The organism is Comamonas thiooxydans (genome assembly GCF_000964545.1).
In the GTDB taxonomy this organism is placed as follows: Bacteria; Pseudomonadota; Gammaproteobacteria; order Burkholderiales; family Burkholderiaceae_C; genus Comamonas; species Comamonas thiooxydans.
This window is the reverse complement of record NZ_BBVD01000001.1, coordinates 72,194-89,428: the sequence shown is the minus strand read 5'-3', so window position 1 is coordinate 89,428 and position 17,235 is coordinate 72,194. Positions and strand designations below refer to the sequence as shown.

Genomic DNA, 17,235 nt, shown 5'->3' with positions numbered 1-17,235 from the left:
GCTGCCCGCCTTGGGGCGGCCGGGGCGTATGGACATGCAGGCCTGCTGCAAGGCCGTCATGTCGCTGCGGATGCGCTGTGTATGCATGCTCAGGCCTGGAAGCGGTCTTCCAGGAAGCCGTTGCGCTTGGTCACATCGTCCAGCGCCACCAGTGTCTCCAGCAGTGCCTTCATGTGCTTGAGCGGCACGGCATTGGGGCCGTCCGACAGGGCGTTGCAGGGATCGGGGTGGGTTTCCATGAACAGGCCAGCCACGCCCACGGCCACGGCCGCACGCGAGAGCACGGGCACCATCTCGCGCATGCCGCCGCTGGATGTGCCGTTGCCGCCGGGCAGTTGCACGCTGTGGGTGGCGTCGAACACGACAGGGGCGCCGGTTTCGCGCATGATGGCCAGCGAGCGCATGTCGCTGACCAGGTTGTTGTAGCCAAAGCTGGCGCCGCGTTCGCAGGCCGTGAAGCTGTCCGCGGGCAGGCCCGCTTCCACCGCCGCAGCACGGGCCTTGTCGATGACATTCTTCATGTCGTGCGGGGCCAGGAACTGGCCCTTCTTGATGTTCACGGGCTTGCCCGACTGGGCCACGGCGCGGATGAAGTCCGTCTGGCGGCACAGGAAGGCGGGGGTCTGCAGCATGTCGACGACAGACGCCACGTAAGGCACTTCGGTTTCGGTGTGCACATCGGTGAGGATGGGCACGTTCAGCTCCTTCTTCACCTTGGCAAGGATTTCCAGACCTTTTTCCATGCCGGGGCCGCGAAAGCTGGTGCCCGAGGAACGGTTGGCCTTGTCGAAGCTGCTCTTGAAGATGAAGTTGATGCCCAGCGAGGAAGTGATTTCCTTGAGTTGCCCGGCCACGTCCATCTGCAGCTGTTCGGATTCGACCACGCAAGGGCCGGCGATCAGAAAGAAGCGCTTGTCCAGACCAATATCAAAGCCGCAGAGTTTCATGGGGGTTCCTTTTTGCACGCCGTGCATGCTTCAAAAACTGAAGCTGCTGGCGCTCTATTTTGAATGACTTCAACATCATTTGATGCTGAAGTCATTGCATTTCAAGCGCTGGCAGCTCCTATTTAAGGATTGATTCCGGAGGAAGGGAATCAGGCCTTCTTGCCAGGCTGGGCCTTGTTGTCCATGGCCGCCTTGATGAAGGCGTTGAACAGCGGGTGACCATCCCAGGGGGTGGACTTGAACTCGGGGTGGAATTGCACACCGATGTACCAGGGGTGAACCTTGGCGGGCAGCTCGACGATTTCGGTCAGCTGTTCGCGCTGGGTCAGGGCCGAGATCACCAGGCCGGCTTCGCGCAACTGGTCCAGATACTGGGTGTTGGCTTCATAGCGGTGGCGGTGACGCTCGGTCACCACGTCGCCGTAGATGCTGTGCGCCAGCGTGCCCTTTTGCACGTCGGAAGACTGTGCGCCCAGACGCATGGTGCCGCCCAGGTCGGAGTTCTCGTCACGGGTCTTGATCGTGCCGTCCGCGTCCTTCCACTCGGTGATCAGGGCGATCACGGGATTGGGGGTGGCGGGGTCGAACTCGGTGGAGTTGGCGCCTGCGAGACCGGCCACATGACGGGCGTACTCGATGGTGGCAACCTGCATGCCCAGGCAGATGCCCAGGTAGGGCACCTTGTTCTCGCGGGCAAACTTGGCCGTAGAGATCTTGCCTTCCACGCCGCGCGAGCCGAAGCCGCCGGGCACCAGAATGCCGTCGTAATCCTTGAGCAGCTTGGTGGCATCCGCGTCGTGGATGGTTTCCGAGTCCACATGCGTGATCTTCACGCGCACATGGTTGCGCATGCCGGCGTGCTTGAGTGCTTCGTTGACCGACTTGTAGGCGTCGGACAGCTCCACGTACTTGCCCACCATGGCAATCTTGACTTCGCCCTGGGGATGCTCGGTCTCATAGACCAGGTCGTCCCAGCGCTTGAGATTGGTGGGAGGCGTGTTCAGGCGCAGCTTGTCGCAGATCAGGCCGTCCAGACCCTGCTCGTGCAGCATGCGCGGCACCTTGTAGATGGTGTCCACGTCCCACATGGAGATCACACCCCACTCGGGCACATTGGTGAAGAGGGAGATCTTGCTCTTTTCCTCTTCGGGCACCTGGTGCTTGGCGCGGCACAGCAGCGCATCGGGCTGGATGCCGATTTCGCGCAGCTTCTGCACGGTGTGCTGGGTGGGCTTGGTCTTGAGCTCGCCGGCCGTCTCGATGAACGGCAGGTAGGTCAGGTGCACAAAGGCGGAGTTGTTGGGGCCGAGCTTGAGCGCCAGCTGACGCGCAGCTTCCAGGAAGGGCAGGGACTCGATATCGCCCACGGTGCCGCCGACTTCGCAGATGGCCACATCCACTTCGTGGTCGGTGCCAAGGCCCGCGCCGCGCTTGATGTATTCCTGGATCTCGTTGGTGACATGGGGGATGACCTGCACGGTCTTGCCCAGATAGTCGCCACGGCGTTCCTTTTCCAGCACGGACTGATAGATGCGGCCCGTGGTGAAGTTGTTGCTCTGACGCATGCGCGTTTCGATGAAACGCTCATAGTGGCCCAGGTCCAGATCGGTCTCGGCTCCGTCATCGGTCACGAACACTTCGCCGTGCTGGAAGGGCGACATGGTGCCCGGGTCCACGTTGATATAGGGATCGAGCTTGATGAGGGTGACTTTGAGACCGCGCGATTCCAAAATCGCAGCAAGGGAGGCTGAGGCGATTCCCTTACCTAGGGAAGACACCACACCGCCGGTGACGAAGACGAACTTGGTCATGTCTTTTTTTGGTGGTGGTAAAACAGGATTATAGGTTCGCCACGAATTTCGGCGTGGCGTACAGGGATGCTTGTGCGGCAGCAAAGCCGCTCAGGTCTGATAAATTGCGCAGCATGAATGACGTGTTCGCAGGCAAACATCTGGTGCTGGGTCTCTCCGGAGGCGTGGCTTGTTACAAATCGGCCATGCTGTGCCGCTTGCTGGTCCAGGCCGGTGCCACGGTGCAAGTGGTCATGACGGAGGCGGCCGAGCAGTTCATGACGGCCGTCACCATGCAGGCGCTTTCTGGGCGCGCAGTCTACACCTCCCAGTGGGATGTGCGCGAACCCAACAACATGCCCCACATCAATCTGAGCCGAGAAGCCGATGCCATCCTCATCGCGCCCTGCAGCGCGGACTTCATCGCGCGCCTGGTGCAGGGCCGCTCGGACGAGCTGCTCAGCCTGATGTGCCTGGCCCGCCCCATGGAGAGCGTTCCCCTGCTGCTGGCCCCGGCCATGAACCGCGAGATGTGGGCCCACCCCGCGACCCAGCGCAATCTGGCCCAGGTGCAGGCCGACGGTGCCCAGGTGCTGGGCGTGGGCAACGGCAGCCAGGCCTGCGGCGAGACCGGCGACGGCCGCATGCTGGAGCCCGAGGAAATCATGGAGGAGCTGGCGGCGCATTTCACGGCCAAGAGCCTGCAGGGCCAGCATCTGCTGGTGACGGCCGGCCCGACTTTCGAGGCGATCGATCCGGTACGCGGCATCACCAATCTTTCGAGCGGCAAGATGGGCTTCGCAATTGCCCGTGCGGCGCACGAGGCCGGCGCCCAGGTCACGCTGGTGGCAGGCCCCGTGCATCTTCCAACGCCGCGCGGAGTGACCCGCGTCGACGTGCAGTCGGCGCGCCAGATGCAGACTGCCGTGCAGTCCCTGGTGGCGGGGGCCTCGATCTTCATTGCCACGGCCGCCGTTGCCGACTGGCGGCCGGCCGAGTTTTCCGATCAGAAGATCAAGAAGGATGGCTCGGGCGATGTGCCGGCCATGGACTTTGTCGAGAACCCCGACATTCTTGCCGGCGTGGCCCAGTCCGACCAGGCCCGGTCCGGCAAGCTGTATTGCGTGGGCTTTGCGGCCGAAAGTCATGATCTGCTCAAGCACGCCAGCGCCAAGCGGCTGCGCAAGAGCGTGCCGCTGCTGGTCGGCAATATCGGTCCCGCCACCTTTGGCAAGGACGACAATGCACTGCTGCTGATCGACGATCAGGGCTCCAAGGAGCTGCCTCATGCCAGCAAGGACGTGCTGGCGCGCCAGCTGGTCGATGAAATTGCGCAGCGACTGAGCGCCAAGCGTCCCTGATCCGTGATCCCAGGAGTCCGAACATGAATCCCTCCAGTTATGAAGGCCCGCGCAATGGCGACTATGTGGCTTATGTGGATCAGCTGATGCGAGCCAGTCCCGAGTACCGCCGCACGCAACGCAGCATTGCCGGAACGATTCAGACCGCGGTCGTCACGCCAGGCTCCCAGGCCGGCTCGCCCATGTCCCAGCTGCGCAACACCCTGCAGAAGGCGCGCGACATGGCCGAGCAGGCGCAGCAGGTGCCGGGAGCGCGAACCACGGCGGCTGCTCAACCGGCCCAGCGCACGGCTGCTGCACGGCGCCCCAATACGGCCGTGACCAAGCAGGAGGCGCAGCAGCGCTTCAGGGCCATGGAGCGCGAGATCGAGGGGCAGAAGGCTCAGAACGGTCGCAAGCCCTGGGTGTCTCCGGGCTCGCTGGCGCTGATCGTGGGCGGGGTGATCCTCTCCCAGTTCATTCAGGGCTTTGGCGTGCTGCTCGCACTCATGGGTCTGATGTCGCTGGTGGGCGGCGTGCTCAAGCGCCTGCAAGGCCGCTGACAGGCGTCAAGCGCCAGCTCTTGCCCGGCAGCGGGCACAATGGCGCCCTTCAGGAAAACCGCTGGCCGCTGCCATGCAGCTGCCGCAATGAATGCAAGGCCCGGTTCACGGGCCTTGTTTCAAGACAGACAAGACTAGCCAGATCCTTATGAATGTTGATGTAAAGATTCTCGATGCGCGCCTGCGCGACAACCTGCCCGCCTACGCCACCCCCGGCAGTGCCGGACTGGACCTGCGCGCCTGCATCGATGCGCCCGTGACCCTGGAGCCCGGCCAGTGGCAGCTGATTCCCACCGGCATGGCCATGCACCTCAAGGACCCCCATTACGCGGCGCTCATCCTGCCGCGCTCGGGCATGGGCCACAAGCACGGCATCGTGCTGGGCAACCTGGTCGGCCTGATCGACTCCGACTACCAGGGCCAGCTCATGGTCAGCGCCTGGAACCGTTCGCAAACCGCCTTCACGCTGCAGCCCATGGACCGTCTGGCCCAGCTGGTCATCGTGCCTGTGGTGCAGGCACAGTTCAATCTGGTGGATGACTTTGCCGACGCCAGCGAGCGCGGCGAAGGCGGCTACGGCTCCACCGGCAAGCACTGAGTCTCTGGACTCGCCCGCACCTCGCGCAACATGAGCCGCCAGACCCGCAGCCGCTCTGCCTCCTGGACCAAGGTGCAGCTGGGGCGCGACCAGCACATGCGGCGACGCCTGCAAAAACGCCACTGGCTGCGTCTGCATGCCGCTCTGACCGGCGGCCTGAGTCTGGCTGCCATGTCCCTGATCAGCCTGTGCCTGCTGCATGCCGGTGTGCACAGCATGGGGCTGCGCTATGGGCTGGCGCTGGCCTGCGGCTATCTGCTTTATCTGCTGCTGGTGCGTCTGTGGGCGGGCTGCATGCTGCGCCGCGACTGGGACGGGGGCGAGCTGCCCTCCGATGGTCCCGGCTTGGGCGGCAAGCCGGGCAGTGCCGACGCTGCGGGCTTCGAAAGCGGGCAGGGAGGCTCCTACGGCGGCGGCGGTGCCGGCGGCCACTGGGACGATGGCGCAGCCGTGCCTGATATCGCGCCTGCGTCATCGGGCCTGGAGCTGCCGGATGTCGATGTGTCGGGGCTGGACGGACTCGATGAAGGCGCCGTGGTGCTCGTGCCGGTGCTGCTGGTTTTTGCGGCCCTGCTGATCGCGGTCACGGGCATGGGCTCGCTGGTGTGGCTGGTGTTCGGTGCCGATCTGTTCCTGACCGTGGCGGTAGAGGTGGCGTTTGCGCTGCTGATGACCCGAACCCTGTATGTGGTGGAGCGCGAAGGCTGGCTGCTGGCGGCGCTGCGCATCAGCTGGAAGCCCGTGCTGGGTGCCCTGGTCGCGGCCGTGGCGCTGGGGCTGCTCGCCGACTGGCTGTTTCCCCAGGCCGATACCCTCGCACAGGTGCTGCGCAGTCTTTGATCAGCTTCAGTCCTGGTGCCTGCCGCCAGGCAGTTGCAGCTGCATGCGCAGCCCGCCCAGCGGCGACGGCAGAGCCTGGATGCTGCCACCATAGGTCTGAACCAGATCGCGCACGATGTCCAGGCCCAGCCCGGCGCCGGGACGCTGTTCGTCCAGCCGCTCGCCGCGCGCAAAGATGCGCTCGCGCAACTCGGGGGCAATGCCCGGGCCGTCGTCGTCTATGCACAGCGTCAGTTGCTGGCTGTCATCGGCTATAGGCTGCACCTTCAGAACGACCTTCGACCTGGCCCATTTGCCGGCGTTGTCCAGCAGATTGCCCAGCATCTCCATCAGGTCCTGGGAGTCGCCCTTGAAGTCCCATTGCGAGGGGTCTCCCTGTAGCTCGAAGCGTATGCAGCGCGCCGCATGCAGCTTGTCCATGGTGTGCACCAGGGAGTGCAGCGGTCCGGCCAGCGCGGTGCGCAGGCCATGGCCTTGCTGCGCCGCTGCGGCGGCGGCGCGGGCGCGGGCCAGGTGATATTCGACCTGGCGGCTGGCACTGGCGACCTGCTCGCGCACCAGGATCGCGAGCGGGCTGTCCTGCTGCGCGGCCGCGTTGCCCATGATGCTCAGCGGGGTGTTGACTGCGTGAGCCAGATTGCCGGCCTGGGTGCGGGCTCGCTCCACCATCTCGGCATTCATGCGCAACACATGGTTGAACTCCTGAACCAGGGGCATGATTTCGGCCGGGTGCTCGCCCCTGATTTCAGAAGCTTCGCCCTGGCTCACGGCGGCCAGCTGACGGCGCAGGGCGGCCAGCGGAGCCAGTGCCAGCTGCAGCTGCACAACCACGGCGGCGATCAGTCCCGCCGCCAGCATGCACAGCGCGGCCACCAGCATCTTGGTAAAGCGCTGCAGCGGCGTGGCCAGCATGGCCGCGTCGGCGGCAATCATCAGGCGCAGCGGCGGGGCATCGGCCTCGGGCAGCTGCACGGTACGCGTCACGATCACCAGGGTGTTGCCATTGCCGTCCGACATATGGCCGTAGCTGGCCGGTGCGTGCAGGGGCAGGGTGGGTTCCCAGACCTTGTCGGCCTGGAAGAAGGGCCAGTCCAGGGTCTGGTCCCAGAGCGAGCGCGAACGCTGGATGCCGGCCTGAACCGTTTGCTGGCCGCTGGCATCGAGCTGGTCCACCTGCCAGTACATGCCCGACAGCGGTTGCTGCAGCAAGGGATCGCCGGAGAAGGGCGAGACCGTGACCGGGACGGCCTGATCCGGCTGGTAGTTGACGGCGCCGCTGAGGCGGTCGAGCTTGGCCACCAGCTGGCTGCGCAACTGCTGGGTCAGGTGCTCGGCAAACAGCGTGCGCAGGCCCCAGCCCGTGAGCAGCAGGGCCGCCAGCACCCAGATCAGGGCGCCCGCCAGCAGTCGCAGGCGTAGCGAGTTCTTCCAGGAGCCCGCAATCAGCGGGGGCGGCTGTTGGGTCGTGGGGGAGGTCAGAGTGTGCTCGGACATATGGTTTATGTGTGGTTGGAGGGCGCGACCAGGCGATAGCCCAGGCCGCGCACGGTTTCAATCGAGCCTGCAGGCAGCTTTTTTCGCAGGCGCCCGACAAAGACCTCGATGGTGTTGGAGTCGCGGTCGCTGTCCTGCGGGTAGATATGCTCGGACAGCTCGGTGCGCGAGACCACGGCGCCCATGCGCTGCATCAGCAGGGCCAGTACCTTGAATTCATGGCTGGTCAGCGTCAGCGCCTGACCTTCGACGGTGACGCGCGCCTGACGCGAGTCCAGGGTGATGGAGCCGCATTGCCACAGTGCGCTGGCATGCGGGCTCAGACGCCGCAGCAGGGCCCGCAGACGAGCCAGCAACTCTTCCATGTGGAAGGGTTTGGCCAGATAGTCATCGGCTCCGGCATCCATGCCCGCGACTTTTTCATGCCAGGCGGCTCTGGCGGTGAGTATCAGCACCGGCATGGTGCGGCCCTGAGCGCGCCAGGCGCGCAGCACGCTTAGCCCGTCGCGCACCGGCAAGCCAAGGTCCAGCACCGCAGCGTCGAAGCTCTCCACCTCGCCCAGGTATTGCGCCGTCTCGCCATCGGCGGCCGTCTCCACGGTGTGGCCGGCCTGCAGCAGGGCCTGATGCAGCTGCTCGCGCAGCGTGGGTTCGTCTTCAATCAGCAAAATTCGCATGCTCTGCAGCCTTCCTGAGTGCCGGGGTTCACTTCTTGCGCTTCATGCTGATGAGGCTGCCGTTGCTGGCATCGATCTCCAGCTTGACCACCTTGCCATCGTTTTGCAGCAGCCGGATCTCGTAGACAAAGCGGCCGTCCTCGCGGTCGAACTCCACCTTGATGACCTGGCCCTGGTATTGCTGCTCGACCTGATCCAGAACCGTGCGCAGCGGCAGCACCTGACCCTGGCGCAAGGCCTGACGGGCGAGTTCGTGGTCGTTGTCGCCGGCATCCGAGGTGGCAGGCCACAGGCTCAGTGCGGCAAAGCCTGCCGTTGCCAGCAGCATGGCCAGCACGGCATGAAGGGCGCGCCGGCGTGGGCGTGGCGGGGATTGCGGTTCATTTGAGGCGTTGGAAGAAGTCATGGCGAAGGAGCTGGAGTTGAGGTGATGCGGCCTGGTGGCGCTCTGCAGCCAAGGTTATAGGCCTGCATCGATGAACGGAAGCTGAATGGCGGCTTCAGAAACGGTTCAGGGTGAATGCGAACAATCGGTCGCAATCCCAACAGGGCACCTCCCGCCCGGCGGGCCGTATTTTTGTCCCCCTCGTTCACCAACCGACTGCAGGAGTTTCCATGTCTCATCTTCAAGCCCCCGTCTTTGCTATGCCCGCTCGTGTCCTGTCGCTATACCGGACCATGCAGCGCAGCGGCGGCATCGCCCTGCTGGGAGGCGCCGCGCTGCTGTCCGCAGGCACCTGCCTGGCCGCAGAAAATTCCCTGGCTGACCGTGCCTCGGCCTCGGTGGCGGCCGTGCGCGGCATGGCGCTCGGGCCGACCCTGTCCATCCGCGATGTCTGCGACCGGCTGGAGAAGGCCGGCTATCGCGAATTCCAGGAAGTGGAATGGGACGACGGCCTCTACAAGGTCAAGGCCACGGCCAGCGATGGACGCTTTGTGAAGCTCTATGTGGATGGGCGCAGCGGTGAAGTGCTGCGCGTACGCAGCAAAGGCTGAGTTTGCTATATTTTTAATAGCTTTCGGCGCTTTGTGATGGAGGTTTCAAATGATATTTGAATCGGAAATAAGCGCTGCTCAGGGCAAGGCGCTATGGTTTGAAGAGTGGTAAACGGCTGCGCTTTACTCAAAGTATTGTGAGCAAATGTGAAAGCTGTCGTCCTGGCGAGCCTGTGCCGCGTTGCAATGGAAAGGCAGACCGTGCAAGGTTTGCAGAGCAACTCATAACAGGGACTGCGGCGCATGGAATGTGCATGCGCCAATCAGGAGATTTCCATGCAAATCAATCAACGCTGGGGCCGGTTGGCCATGGTGAGCGCAATCGTTGCGGCTCTGTCGGCCTGCGCGGCCTATCCCCAGGGGGGCTACCAGAGCGGCGGCTATCAGGGGGGCTACTCCCAAGGTGCTTATTCGGGTTCTGGCTACCCTGGCAGCACACAGGCCTACCCCGTGGGCAACAACCAGGTCCAGACCTATCCCGCCAATAACTGTGGCTACAACAACCCCAACTGTTATTCGCAGCAGCCTCAGCAATACGCTCAGCAGGGCCGTGTGATGAATATCGAGACCGTGCGCGTGCAGGACGGCAGCGGTGTTGGCGCAGGCGGCGCGATTGCCGGTGGCGTGATCGGCGGCGTGCTGGGCAACCAGGTGGGCAAGGGCTCGGGCCGTACACTGGCGACCATCGCCGGTGTGGCTGCAGGCGCTTTCGCCGGCAATGCCGTGCAAAACAGCATGGGCGGCGGCAGCGTGCGCGATATCTACCGCGTTACTGTGCAGCTGCAGGACGGCAGCGTGCGCGCTCTGGACTACCAGCAGCCTCCGCAGCTGAGCATCGGCGAATACGTGCGCGTGGAAGGCAACCAGATCTTCCGCCGCTAGGCAGCCGAGCGCACAAAACAAAAGGGACTCCTCGGAGTCCCTTTTGTTGTCTGAAGCGATGAGCGATGCTTGAGCCGGTGGCGCAGCGCAACTCAGTGACAGCAAGCAAGAGCCTAGGCCGCCCCGCCGCCCCGCAGCGAAGCTGTCGTCCCCCTGAGGGGGGAGGCGCAAAGCGCCTCAGGGGCTCAGTGAAGTGTTTCGTTGCCCGGAGCCATGGGCTCGATACGGAAAAATCCCGTACCGGCTGTGCCACGACCGATTTCTTCCTCGGTGGCCTCGCGCACGGCTTCGATCTTGAGGTGCAGGCGGATGGCGATTCCGGCCAGCGGGTGGTTGCCGTCCAGCACCACGTGCTCGGGATAGATTTCGGTGACCGTGTAGAGCAGATCGGGAGGCACGGGGTTGGTGCCCTTGGGCATGGCCGTGCTCTCGAAGCTCATGCCTTCCTCGATCTCCTCGGGGAACAGCTCGCGCTTTTCCAGGAAGATCAGGCTCTCGTCATAGTCGCCGAATGCTTCTTCGGGCTCCAGGTGCAGGTCCAGTGTGGTGCCTACGCCGTGGCCTTGCAGAGCCTCTTCGATGCGCTTGAACAGATCATCGCCTCCGACAAGGAATTCCACGGGCTCGTCCAGCACGTCCAGCTCCTCGCCCAGGGTGTCTTTCAGTGTCCAGGTCAGGGCGACCACGCATTGTTGGGTAACTTCCATGGTGTGTGTATGCAGTTGGTGGGCCGCGGGCCAGTCCCGCAGCCGAAATTGAAACGCCGCCACGACCGTGGCGCAATGGCAGGCATTGTCCCATGCGCTGCCCGGCACTGCAGCACAGGCCTTTTGTTACACCCTGCAAAAAGCACTTGCACGGGCTTCACATTGGCGCTCTTGCAGGCCTGCATACTGGCCTCATCTTTGCTGCAAGTAATTTGCGGGCTTAAAGGAAAGCACCATGACCTCTCAAGAACAACAACTGCTGCAAGACCTGTGTGCCAGACTGACGCTGACCCAGGGCCAGCCCAAGGATGCACAGGCCGATGCCGAGCTGCGCCGTGGATTGAGCAACGCGCCCGATGCGGTCTACTGGCTGGCCCAGCGCACCCTGATGCTGGAGCAAGCCATTCAGCAGGCCCAGCAGCAGATCGGCGAGTTGCAGCAGCAGGTGAAGCAGGCCCAGCAAAGCCAGAGCCAGGGCGCAGGTAGCTTTCTCTCGGGCGGCCTGGGCACGCACTTTGGCCGGGCTCCCGAGCGTTATGCCGAGGACGGCGGCTACGCTGCCAATGCCCAGCCTCCCTATCAGCCCCAGTACCAGCCGCAGAACCAGCCGCAAGTGGCGCCTCAGCCCTCCAGCTGGCGCGACCGTTTCTTTGGCGGCGGCTCGGCGCCGCGTGCTGCAGCGCCGCAGGCCTATGGCCAGCCCGCAACCTCTGCCGGCAGCAGCTTCCTGGGCAATGCCGCAGCGGCCGCAGCCGGTGTGGCGGGCGGCATGTTTCTGTTTAACGGGCTGGAGAACCTGATGGGCGGCCATCACGCCGGCTCGGGCAGCCAGAGCGGCGGCAGCGAAAGCAAGTCGCTGGCGCAGGACAGCAGCAACCAGGGCTTGCATGGCGACAGCGGCAATACCTCGAGCCTGGCCAACGATGCGGGCCTGGGCAGCATAGACAACTCAGCCAGCTTTGACAGCGGCAGTTGGGACGATGGCGGCGGCTTCTTTGACGATGACTTTGCCTGATTACATGCTTTGAGATTTTTGAGGCTCAAGCCCTTTTCCATCAAGCGCTAGCAGCTATGGATTAGATAGTGAGAAGGGAAAAGAAAGCCACCTGGCGTTTTCAAATCAGGTGGCTTTTTTAATTTCAGTAGCGATGGGCGCGAGCTTTAACTAGGGCGTGACCTAAGTGTGGGACAGCAAGCAAGCGCCGCCGCGCAGCAAAGCTGTCGTCCCCCTCCGCGAAGCAGAGAGGGGGAAGCGGCGGGGCCGCCCAGGCAAAGCCGCTCAGGGGGGTCTTTAGAACGGATAGTGGCGTGCTTCAGTCTGCATGGTAATCCAGCGTGTCTCGGTAAAGGCATTGATGCCCTGCTGGCCGCCGAAATGGCCATAGCCCGAGGCCTTGACGCCGCCAAACGGCATCTGAGCTTCGTCATGCACCGTGGGGCCGTTGATATGGCAGATGCCGGCCTCGATGCGCGCAGCCACACGCCAGCCGCGGGCCGTATCCCGGGTGAAGACTGCGGAGGACAGGCCGAACTCGTTGTCATTGGCCGTGGCAATGGCTTCTTCCTCGCCATTCACGCGCACGATGCCCTTGACCGGGCCGAAGGTCTCCTCGTGGAAGATGCGCATCGCCGGCGTCACATGGTCGATCAGCGTGGCGGGCATCAGCGTGCTCTCGGCCTTGCCGCCGCAGACCAGTTTTCCGCCCTTGGCCAGCGCGTCGTCGATCATGGCATTGCAGCGCTCCACCGTGGCCAGATCGACCACCGAGCCCAGTACCACGGGGCCCTTGCGCGGGTCGCCCAGCGGCAGGCTGCTGGCCCTGGCGGCAAACTTGGCGATGAACTCGTCGGCCACCTTGTTGTCCACCACAAAGCGCTCGGTGGACATGCAGATCTGGCCCGAGTTGGCAAACGCACCAAAGGTGGCGGCGTTCACTGCCGCATCGATATCGGCATCGTCGAGCACCAGGAAGGGAGCCTTGCCGCCGAGCTCCAGCAGCGCGGGCTTGAGATGTCTGGCGCAGGTCTGGCCGATGATGCGGCCCACACGTGTGGAGCCGGTAAAGCTCACGCGGCGCACGGCCGGGTGGGCCACGATGGCTTCGACCACGCTGCCCGCATCGGCGGGCGCATTGGTCACAAAGTTCACCACGCCGGCGGGCAGGCCCGCGTCCTGCAGTGCCTCGATGATCAGGCCGTGGGTGGCGGGGCAGAGTTCCGATCCCTTGAGGATCACGGTATTGCCGCAGGCCAGGGCCGTGGAGATGCTGCGCACGGCCAGGATCACGGGGGCATTCCAGGGCGCGATGCCCAGCACCACGCCGGCGGGCTGGCGCACGGCCATGGCCAGGCTGCCGGGCACGTCGGAGGGAATGATCTCGCCATTGATCTGCGTGGTCAGCGAAGCCGCTTCCAGCAGCATGCTGGCGGCCAGATGCACATTGAAGCCGGCCCAGATGCCCGAGGCGCCGGTTTCTGCGGCCATGGCCGCGGCAATCGCTTCGCCCTTGGCTTCCAGCGCCTGGGAGGCCTTCATCAGCATGGCGCGGCGGGCGTTCGGCCCCAGTTGCGACCAGGCGGGGAAGGCTGCTGCCGCTGCATCGCAGGCGCGAATCGCGTCCTCGGTCGTGGCTGCCGGGGCGCGCGTGGCCACGCTTCCATCCAGCGGGTTCCTGCGTTCAAAAGTCGCGCCATTGCCGGCTGCGCATTCCTGGCCGGCTATCAGCATTTTTTGTTCGATCATTTGTGTCTCCTTTTAAGTGTCGAGCCAGTCGATAAGACTGGTAATTGTTCAGGGCCTTCAATGAAGTGCGGCCTGGTAAAGGGGTGCCGAGCAAGGGCCTAGGCGGCCCAGCCGCCCCGCAGCATGGGCTGCCCCAGCGTGGGCTGCCCCAGCGATGGCACCGTCCCCCTCCGGGGAAGCGGCAAGGCCGCTCAGCGGGATTCATCTCAATGTTCACCGCCTAAATAAGCGCGGCGCACGGCGGGGCTGCTGCTGAGTTCTGCGGCCGAGCCTTCGCCCACGATGCGCCCGGTTTCCAGCAAGTAACCACGGTCGGCAATCGCCAGGCTCTGGCGCGCGTTCTGCTCCACCAGCAGCACGCCCATGCCCAGCGTTTTGATGCGCGCCAGGGCTGCGAACAGCTCTTTGCACATCAGCGGTGACAGGCCCAGCGAAGGCTCGTCCAGCAGCAGGATATCGGGTTGGCTCATTAGCGCGCGGCCCACGGCCACCATCTGCTGCTCGCCGCCGCTCATGGTGCGCACGGCCTGGGGCAGACGGTCGCGCAGCTTGGGAAAGAGGGCGAAGACCTGCTCCAGATTGCTGGCCTCGTTGGCGCGCGCGCGCCGGGGCTGGGCTCCCAGCAGCAGGTTTTCCTTGACGCTGAGATCGCCGAACACGCCGCGCCCCTCGGGCACCAGGGCCAGGCCGGCTTGCACGATGGCATGCTGGGGCAGCTGCATCAGCTCCTGGCCCGCCAGCTGGGCGCTGGCGCCGGCCTGGGGCGTGACCATGCCGCCTAGCGCCTTGAGCAGGCTGGACTTGCCCGCTCCGTTGGCGCCCAGCATGACGACCAGCTCGCCGGGCCGCACCTGGAGGCTGACCTGGTGCAGCGCCTCATGCTTGCCGTAGCTCACCGAGATATTGCGCACTTCAAGCATGGCGAACCTCCGCTGACCGGTCTTCATCTGCACTCACATCTTCCCCCAGATAGGCACGCACCACCTCGGGCTCTTTGAGCACCTGGGCCGTGGGGCCGTCGGCTATTTTTGTGCCCGCGTTCATCACCACGCAGCGGCTGCACAGCGCGTGTACGGCGTCCATCACATGTTCGACCATGAGAATCGTCAGCCCCGTGGCCTGCAGCTGCCGGATCAGCGCAATGCCCTGCTGCAGCTCCGTGGGGTTCAGGCCTGCCAGCCATTCGTCGAGCAGCAGGATCTGCGGCTCCAGCGCCAGCGCGCGGGCCAGCTCCAGGCGCTTCTGGTTGATATAGGTGAGCTCGCCTGCAGGAGCATTCGCAAATTCGGCCAGACCCACCTGATTGAGCAGTTGCAGGGCACGCGCAGCAGCAGGTTTGCCAAACAGTGGTCGGGGTTTGAAGGCCATGCCGGCAATGACGTTGTCGCTGCAGCTCATGGAGCCCAGCACCTTGACCAACTGGAAGGTGCGTGCCACGCCCAGGCGGGCGATCTGGTGGCTTTTGAGCGGGTGGATGGGCTTGCCGTTGAATACGATCTCGCCGCCGTTGACGGGCAGGGCGCCCGAGATCAGATTCATGGCCGTGGTCTTGCCCGAGCCATTGGGGCCGAGCAGGCCCACGACCTCGCCCGGGTAGACGTCAAAGCTCAGTGCGTTGACGGCCACCAGGCCGCCGAAGCGTTTGGTGGCGCTGCGCACGGAAAGCAGGGTGGCGGTCTTCATGGCTGGTCTCCCTTGCTGGCCGAATTCCTGCCCAGCAGCCTGGCCAGCACGCCAGACAGGCCCTGGGGAATGAAGTACACGATCACGATGAACACCAGGCCCAGCAGAATCGAGAAATGGTTGGGGAAGTTGGCACCCAGGTACTCGAACAGCAGCACCAGCGGCACGGCCCCCAGAATCGGGCCGAGCAGCGCGCCGGCACCGCCGAGCAAGGCCATGATCAGGGTTTGGAACGAGACGGCGGTAGCAAAGGCAATGCTGGGGTCGATATAGGTCCAGCGCGGAGCCATGATGGCGCCCGTGACGGTGATGAACACGGCGCTGACGGCGAACAGCAGCAGCTTGGCCGTGGTGGTGTTGATGCCCACATGGGTGGCCACGGTCTCGTCCTCGCCGATCACGCGCAGGGCCAGACCCAGGCGCGAGCGATTGATGAGGGCGCGCAGCGCCAGCACCAGGGCCAGCATGGCCAGCAGCTGCCAGTAGATATCGAGCTGGGTGATCTCCACGAACACATAGCGGCCCAGGTCCTTGGTGATGTTGACTTCCCTCCAGGTGACGAGCTGCTTGACCAGCTCGGCCAGGCCGAAGCTGAAGATCACGAAGTACACGCCCGACAGCCGCAGCGTGGACAGACCCACGATCAAGGCCATGATCAGGCCCACGCCGGCCGCAATGCCCAGCACGGCGGCCCAGGGCAGGGACTCGCCGAACACGGCGGTGACATAGGCGCCCATGCCGAAGAAGGCGACGGTGGCCAGCGAGATATAGCGCGTCGGTCCAGAGAACAGCGCCCAGGCCGTGGCCAGCACGCAGTACATCAGGATGCTGATCATGAGCGAGAGGTAGTACTCGTCCGTCAGCCAGCGCGGCAGCAGTGCCAGGCCCAGCAGGGCGGCGGCGCTGACGGCCCAGATCAGGATTTCCTTGCGATGCTGATTCATCGTGCGGCCCTCCCGAACAATCCTGTGGGCTTGAACAGCAGCACCAGCAGGAACACCGCGTAGTTGACGGCCAGCGTCAGGCCGGGGTCGACAAAGGAGGCCACCAGCGTTTCGGCAAAGCCCAGCAGCATGCCGGCCACCAGGCAACCCATGAGATTGCCCACGCCGCCCATGATGACGACGATCAGCGCCTTCATCGCAAACATGGTGCCCATGCCGGCCGAGAAGGGCAGAAACATGCTGACCAGCACGCCGCAGACCGCCACCAGCGCGCCGCCCAGACCGTAGGCCAGGGCCGCCGTGCTGCGCACATTGATGCCGACCAGAGGTGCGAACTGCGGTGCCACGGACACGGCGCGCACCACGGCGCCGGCGCGGGTGCGCGTCAGCAGCAGGTACAGGCTGCCCCCCAGCACGATCGCAAAGCCCAGCACCAGCAGACGGTTGGCGGCGACCTTGCTGCCCAGGATCTCCACGGGTTCGGACAGATAGCTGTAGCTGTGATAGTCGCCGCCGAACATCACCAGCATGATGCCCTGCACGACGAACAGCATGCCGAAGGTGGCCAGAATCGAATCCACCTCCAGCGCGGGCCCGCCCTTGGCGCGGCGCACCAGCGGGGTCAGCAGCAGCTGATAGATCAGCCACTGGATGGCAAAGCCCAGCGGCACCACCAGCAGCACCAGAAGCAGCGGTGAAATACCCCAGCTGCTCACCGCAAAAAAGGCCAGAAAGGCCGGTGCAATCAGAAACTCCCCATACGAGAGATTCATGATGCGCGCCACGCCATACTGCAGCGTCAGCCCCATGGCCACCAGGCCGTAGAGCCCGCCCAGCATGGCGCCAGCAAGAAGGATGTCTATTAAATTCATAGCGTATACCGCTGGTGATTCATTGTTCTTGTTATGAAATCAACGCAAAGTGAAAGCGAGACATGCGCAACCAGCTCTTGTTTTGATAGTTCTTGCGGAGCTGGGCGAATGCTGGAATAGGCATGCCCCAGCAACGGGACAGCGAGGAAGGGCAGCCCC

The 17,235-nt window shown here is 64.3% G+C and carries 18 protein-coding genes; 7 read left to right on the top strand and 11 right to left on the bottom strand.

The genetic code is table 11. The features are described 5' to 3' along the window. Positions 1-89 precede the first annotated feature (89 nt). Positions 90-947 (bottom strand): 3-deoxy-8-phosphooctulonate synthase, encoded by an 858-nt coding sequence (kdsA, locus tag Cth01_RS00390; RefSeq protein ID WP_045838296.1) that lies wholly within the window; start codon positions 945-947, stop codon positions 90-92. Between the two features lie 149 nt (positions 948-1,096). Then, positions 1,097-2,758 (bottom strand): CTP synthase, encoded by a 1,662-nt coding sequence (pyrG, locus tag Cth01_RS00385; RefSeq protein ID WP_034359936.1) that lies wholly within the window; start codon positions 2,756-2,758, stop codon positions 1,097-1,099. A 113-nt stretch (positions 2,759-2,871) separates the two neighbouring features. On the opposite strand from pyrG, the gene coaBC reads away from it, so the two are divergent. The 4 genes from coaBC to Cth01_RS00365 all read left to right on the top strand — a co-directional run bounded on the left by coaBC (position 2,872) and on the right by Cth01_RS00365 (position 6,078). Beyond that, positions 2,872-4,098 (top strand): bifunctional phosphopantothenoylcysteine decarboxylase/phosphopantothenate--cysteine ligase CoaBC, encoded by a 1,227-nt coding sequence (coaBC, locus tag Cth01_RS00380; protein WP_034359938.1) that lies wholly within the window; start codon positions 2,872-2,874, stop codon positions 4,096-4,098. A gap of 23 nt (positions 4,099-4,121) precedes the next feature. After that, positions 4,122-4,640: a hypothetical protein gene (locus Cth01_RS00375; RefSeq protein ID WP_045838295.1), complete on the top strand. Its 519-nt coding sequence runs from the start codon at positions 4,122-4,124 to the stop codon at positions 4,638-4,640. Positions 4,641-4,788: 148 nt separating this feature from the next. Beyond that, positions 4,789-5,238 carry a dUTP diphosphatase gene (dut, locus tag Cth01_RS00370; protein WP_003064513.1) on the top strand — a complete coding sequence of 150 codons (450 nt, stop codon included), beginning with the start codon at positions 4,789-4,791 and terminating at the stop codon, positions 5,236-5,238. A 30-nt stretch (positions 5,239-5,268) separates the two neighbouring features. Further along, on the top strand, positions 5,269-6,078 hold the full coding sequence (locus Cth01_RS00365; protein ID WP_045838294.1) for a hypothetical protein: 810 nt from the start codon (positions 5,269-5,271) through the stop codon (positions 6,076-6,078). A gap of 6 nt (positions 6,079-6,084) precedes the next feature. On the opposite strand, the gene Cth01_RS00360 is transcribed toward Cth01_RS00365, so the two are convergent. From Cth01_RS00360 to Cth01_RS00350, 3 genes are read right to left on the bottom strand one after another with little or no spacing between them, the layout of a single operon-like run. Further along, entirely contained in the window at positions 6,085-7,572 is a 1,488-nt protein-coding gene (locus Cth01_RS00360; RefSeq protein WP_082085618.1) for a sensor histidine kinase, read from the bottom strand. Between the two features lie 5 nt (positions 7,573-7,577). After that, entirely contained in the window at positions 7,578-8,249 is a 672-nt protein-coding gene (locus Cth01_RS00355; RefSeq protein ID WP_045838293.1) for a response regulator transcription factor, read from the bottom strand. Positions 8,250-8,277: 28 nt separating this feature from the next. Further along, entirely contained in the window at positions 8,278-8,586 is a 309-nt protein-coding gene (locus tag Cth01_RS00350; protein WP_080745993.1) for a PepSY domain-containing protein, read from the bottom strand. Positions 8,587-8,864: 278 nt separating this feature from the next. On the opposite strand from Cth01_RS00350, the gene Cth01_RS00345 reads away from it, so the two are divergent. Together Cth01_RS00345 and Cth01_RS00340 are read left to right on the top strand one after the other, a co-directional pair. Then, positions 8,865-9,245, top strand: coding sequence for a PepSY domain-containing protein (locus Cth01_RS00345; protein WP_052703243.1), 381 nt, complete (start codon positions 8,865-8,867; stop codon positions 9,243-9,245). Positions 9,246-9,521: 276 nt separating this feature from the next. Further along, positions 9,522-10,127 (top strand): glycine zipper 2TM domain-containing protein, encoded by a 606-nt coding sequence (locus Cth01_RS00340; protein ID WP_034360058.1) that lies wholly within the window; start codon positions 9,522-9,524, stop codon positions 10,125-10,127. Between the two features lie 185 nt (positions 10,128-10,312). Here the strand turns inward: Cth01_RS00340 and Cth01_RS00335 are convergent, their stop codons facing one another. Continuing rightward, entirely contained in the window at positions 10,313-10,834 is a 522-nt protein-coding gene (locus Cth01_RS00335; RefSeq protein WP_003064531.1) for an FKBP-type peptidyl-prolyl cis-trans isomerase, read from the bottom strand. Between the two features lie 235 nt (positions 10,835-11,069). Here Cth01_RS00335 and Cth01_RS00330 point away from each other — a divergent pair, with 235 nt between their 5' ends. Continuing rightward, on the top strand, positions 11,070-11,849 hold the full coding sequence (locus tag Cth01_RS00330) for a DUF2076 domain-containing protein (RefSeq protein ID WP_045838291.1): 780 nt from the start codon (positions 11,070-11,072) through the stop codon (positions 11,847-11,849). A 276-nt stretch (positions 11,850-12,125) separates the two neighbouring features. Here the strand turns inward: Cth01_RS00330 and Cth01_RS00325 are convergent, their stop codons facing one another. The 5 genes from Cth01_RS00325 to Cth01_RS00305 all read right to left on the bottom strand — a co-directional run bounded on the left by Cth01_RS00325 (position 12,126) and on the right by Cth01_RS00305 (position 17,076). Further along, positions 12,126-13,577: an aldehyde dehydrogenase gene (locus tag Cth01_RS00325; protein WP_034359957.1), complete on the bottom strand. Its 1,452-nt coding sequence runs from the start codon at positions 13,575-13,577 to the stop codon at positions 12,126-12,128. Between the two features lie 206 nt (positions 13,578-13,783). Continuing rightward, complete coding sequence (locus Cth01_RS00320) at positions 13,784-14,497, bottom strand: ABC transporter ATP-binding protein (protein WP_034359959.1); 714 nt, start codon at positions 14,495-14,497, stop codon at positions 13,784-13,786. Beyond that, a complete protein-coding gene (locus tag Cth01_RS00315; protein WP_034408752.1) occupies positions 14,490-15,260 on the bottom strand; it encodes an ABC transporter ATP-binding protein in 771 nt (256 codons plus the stop codon). The genes Cth01_RS00320 and Cth01_RS00315 overlap by 8 nt, the downstream gene beginning before the upstream one ends. Beyond that, a complete protein-coding gene (locus tag Cth01_RS00310; RefSeq protein ID WP_045838290.1) occupies positions 15,257-16,204 on the bottom strand; it encodes a branched-chain amino acid ABC transporter permease in 948 nt (315 codons plus the stop codon). Before Cth01_RS00310 ends, Cth01_RS00315 begins: the two co-directional genes overlap by 4 nt. Next, complete coding sequence (locus Cth01_RS00305; RefSeq protein ID WP_034359964.1) at positions 16,201-17,076, bottom strand: branched-chain amino acid ABC transporter permease; 876 nt, start codon at positions 17,074-17,076, stop codon at positions 16,201-16,203. Before Cth01_RS00305 ends, Cth01_RS00310 begins: the two co-directional genes overlap by 4 nt. Between the last annotated feature and the right edge of the window lie 159 nt (positions 17,077-17,235).

Excerpts from the sequence above, each read along its gene's own strand:
- Cth01_RS00335 (WP_003064531.1), bottom strand. The coding sequence starts at position 10,834 with ATGGAAGTTACCCAACAATGCGTGGTCGCCCTGACCTGGACACTGAAA.
- Cth01_RS00330 (WP_045838291.1), top strand. The coding sequence starts at position 11,070 with ATGACCTCTCAAGAACAACAACTGCTGCAAGACCTGTGTGCCAGACTG.
- Cth01_RS00320 (WP_034359959.1), bottom strand. The coding sequence starts at position 14,497 with ATGCTTGAAGTGCGCAATATCTCGGTGAGCTACGGCAAGCATGAGGCG.
- Cth01_RS00360 (WP_082085618.1), bottom strand. The coding sequence starts at position 7,572 with ATGTCCGAGCACACTCTGACCTCCCCCACGACCCAACAGCCGCCCCCG.
- pyrG (WP_034359936.1), bottom strand. The coding sequence starts at position 2,758 with ATGACCAAGTTCGTCTTCGTCACCGGCGGTGTGGTGTCTTCCCTAGGT.
- Cth01_RS00345 (WP_052703243.1), top strand. The coding sequence starts at position 8,865 with ATGTCTCATCTTCAAGCCCCCGTCTTTGCTATGCCCGCTCGTGTCCTG.
- Cth01_RS00310 (WP_045838290.1), bottom strand. The coding sequence starts at position 16,204 with ATGAATCAGCATCGCAAGGAAATCCTGATCTGGGCCGTCAGCGCCGCC.
- dut (WP_003064513.1), top strand. The coding sequence starts at position 4,789 with ATGAATGTTGATGTAAAGATTCTCGATGCGCGCCTGCGCGACAACCTG.
- Cth01_RS00305 (WP_034359964.1), bottom strand. The coding sequence starts at position 17,076 with ATGAATTTAATAGACATCCTTCTTGCTGGCGCCATGCTGGGCGGGCTC.
- Cth01_RS00315 (WP_034408752.1), bottom strand. The coding sequence starts at position 15,260 with ATGAAGACCGCCACCCTGCTTTCCGTGCGCAGCGCCACCAAACGCTTC.
- Cth01_RS00365 (WP_045838294.1), top strand. The coding sequence starts at position 5,269 with ATGAGCCGCCAGACCCGCAGCCGCTCTGCCTCCTGGACCAAGGTGCAG.
- Cth01_RS00340 (WP_034360058.1), top strand. The coding sequence starts at position 9,522 with ATGCAAATCAATCAACGCTGGGGCCGGTTGGCCATGGTGAGCGCAATC.
- kdsA (WP_045838296.1), bottom strand. The coding sequence starts at position 947 with ATGAAACTCTGCGGCTTTGATATTGGTCTGGACAAGCGCTTCTTTCTG.
- Cth01_RS00375 (WP_045838295.1), top strand. The coding sequence starts at position 4,122 with ATGAATCCCTCCAGTTATGAAGGCCCGCGCAATGGCGACTATGTGGCT.
- coaBC (WP_034359938.1), top strand. The coding sequence starts at position 2,872 with ATGAATGACGTGTTCGCAGGCAAACATCTGGTGCTGGGTCTCTCCGGA.
- Cth01_RS00325 (WP_034359957.1), bottom strand. The coding sequence starts at position 13,577 with ATGATCGAACAAAAAATGCTGATAGCCGGCCAGGAATGCGCAGCCGGC.
- Cth01_RS00355 (WP_045838293.1), bottom strand. The coding sequence starts at position 8,249 with ATGCGAATTTTGCTGATTGAAGACGAACCCACGCTGCGCGAGCAGCTG.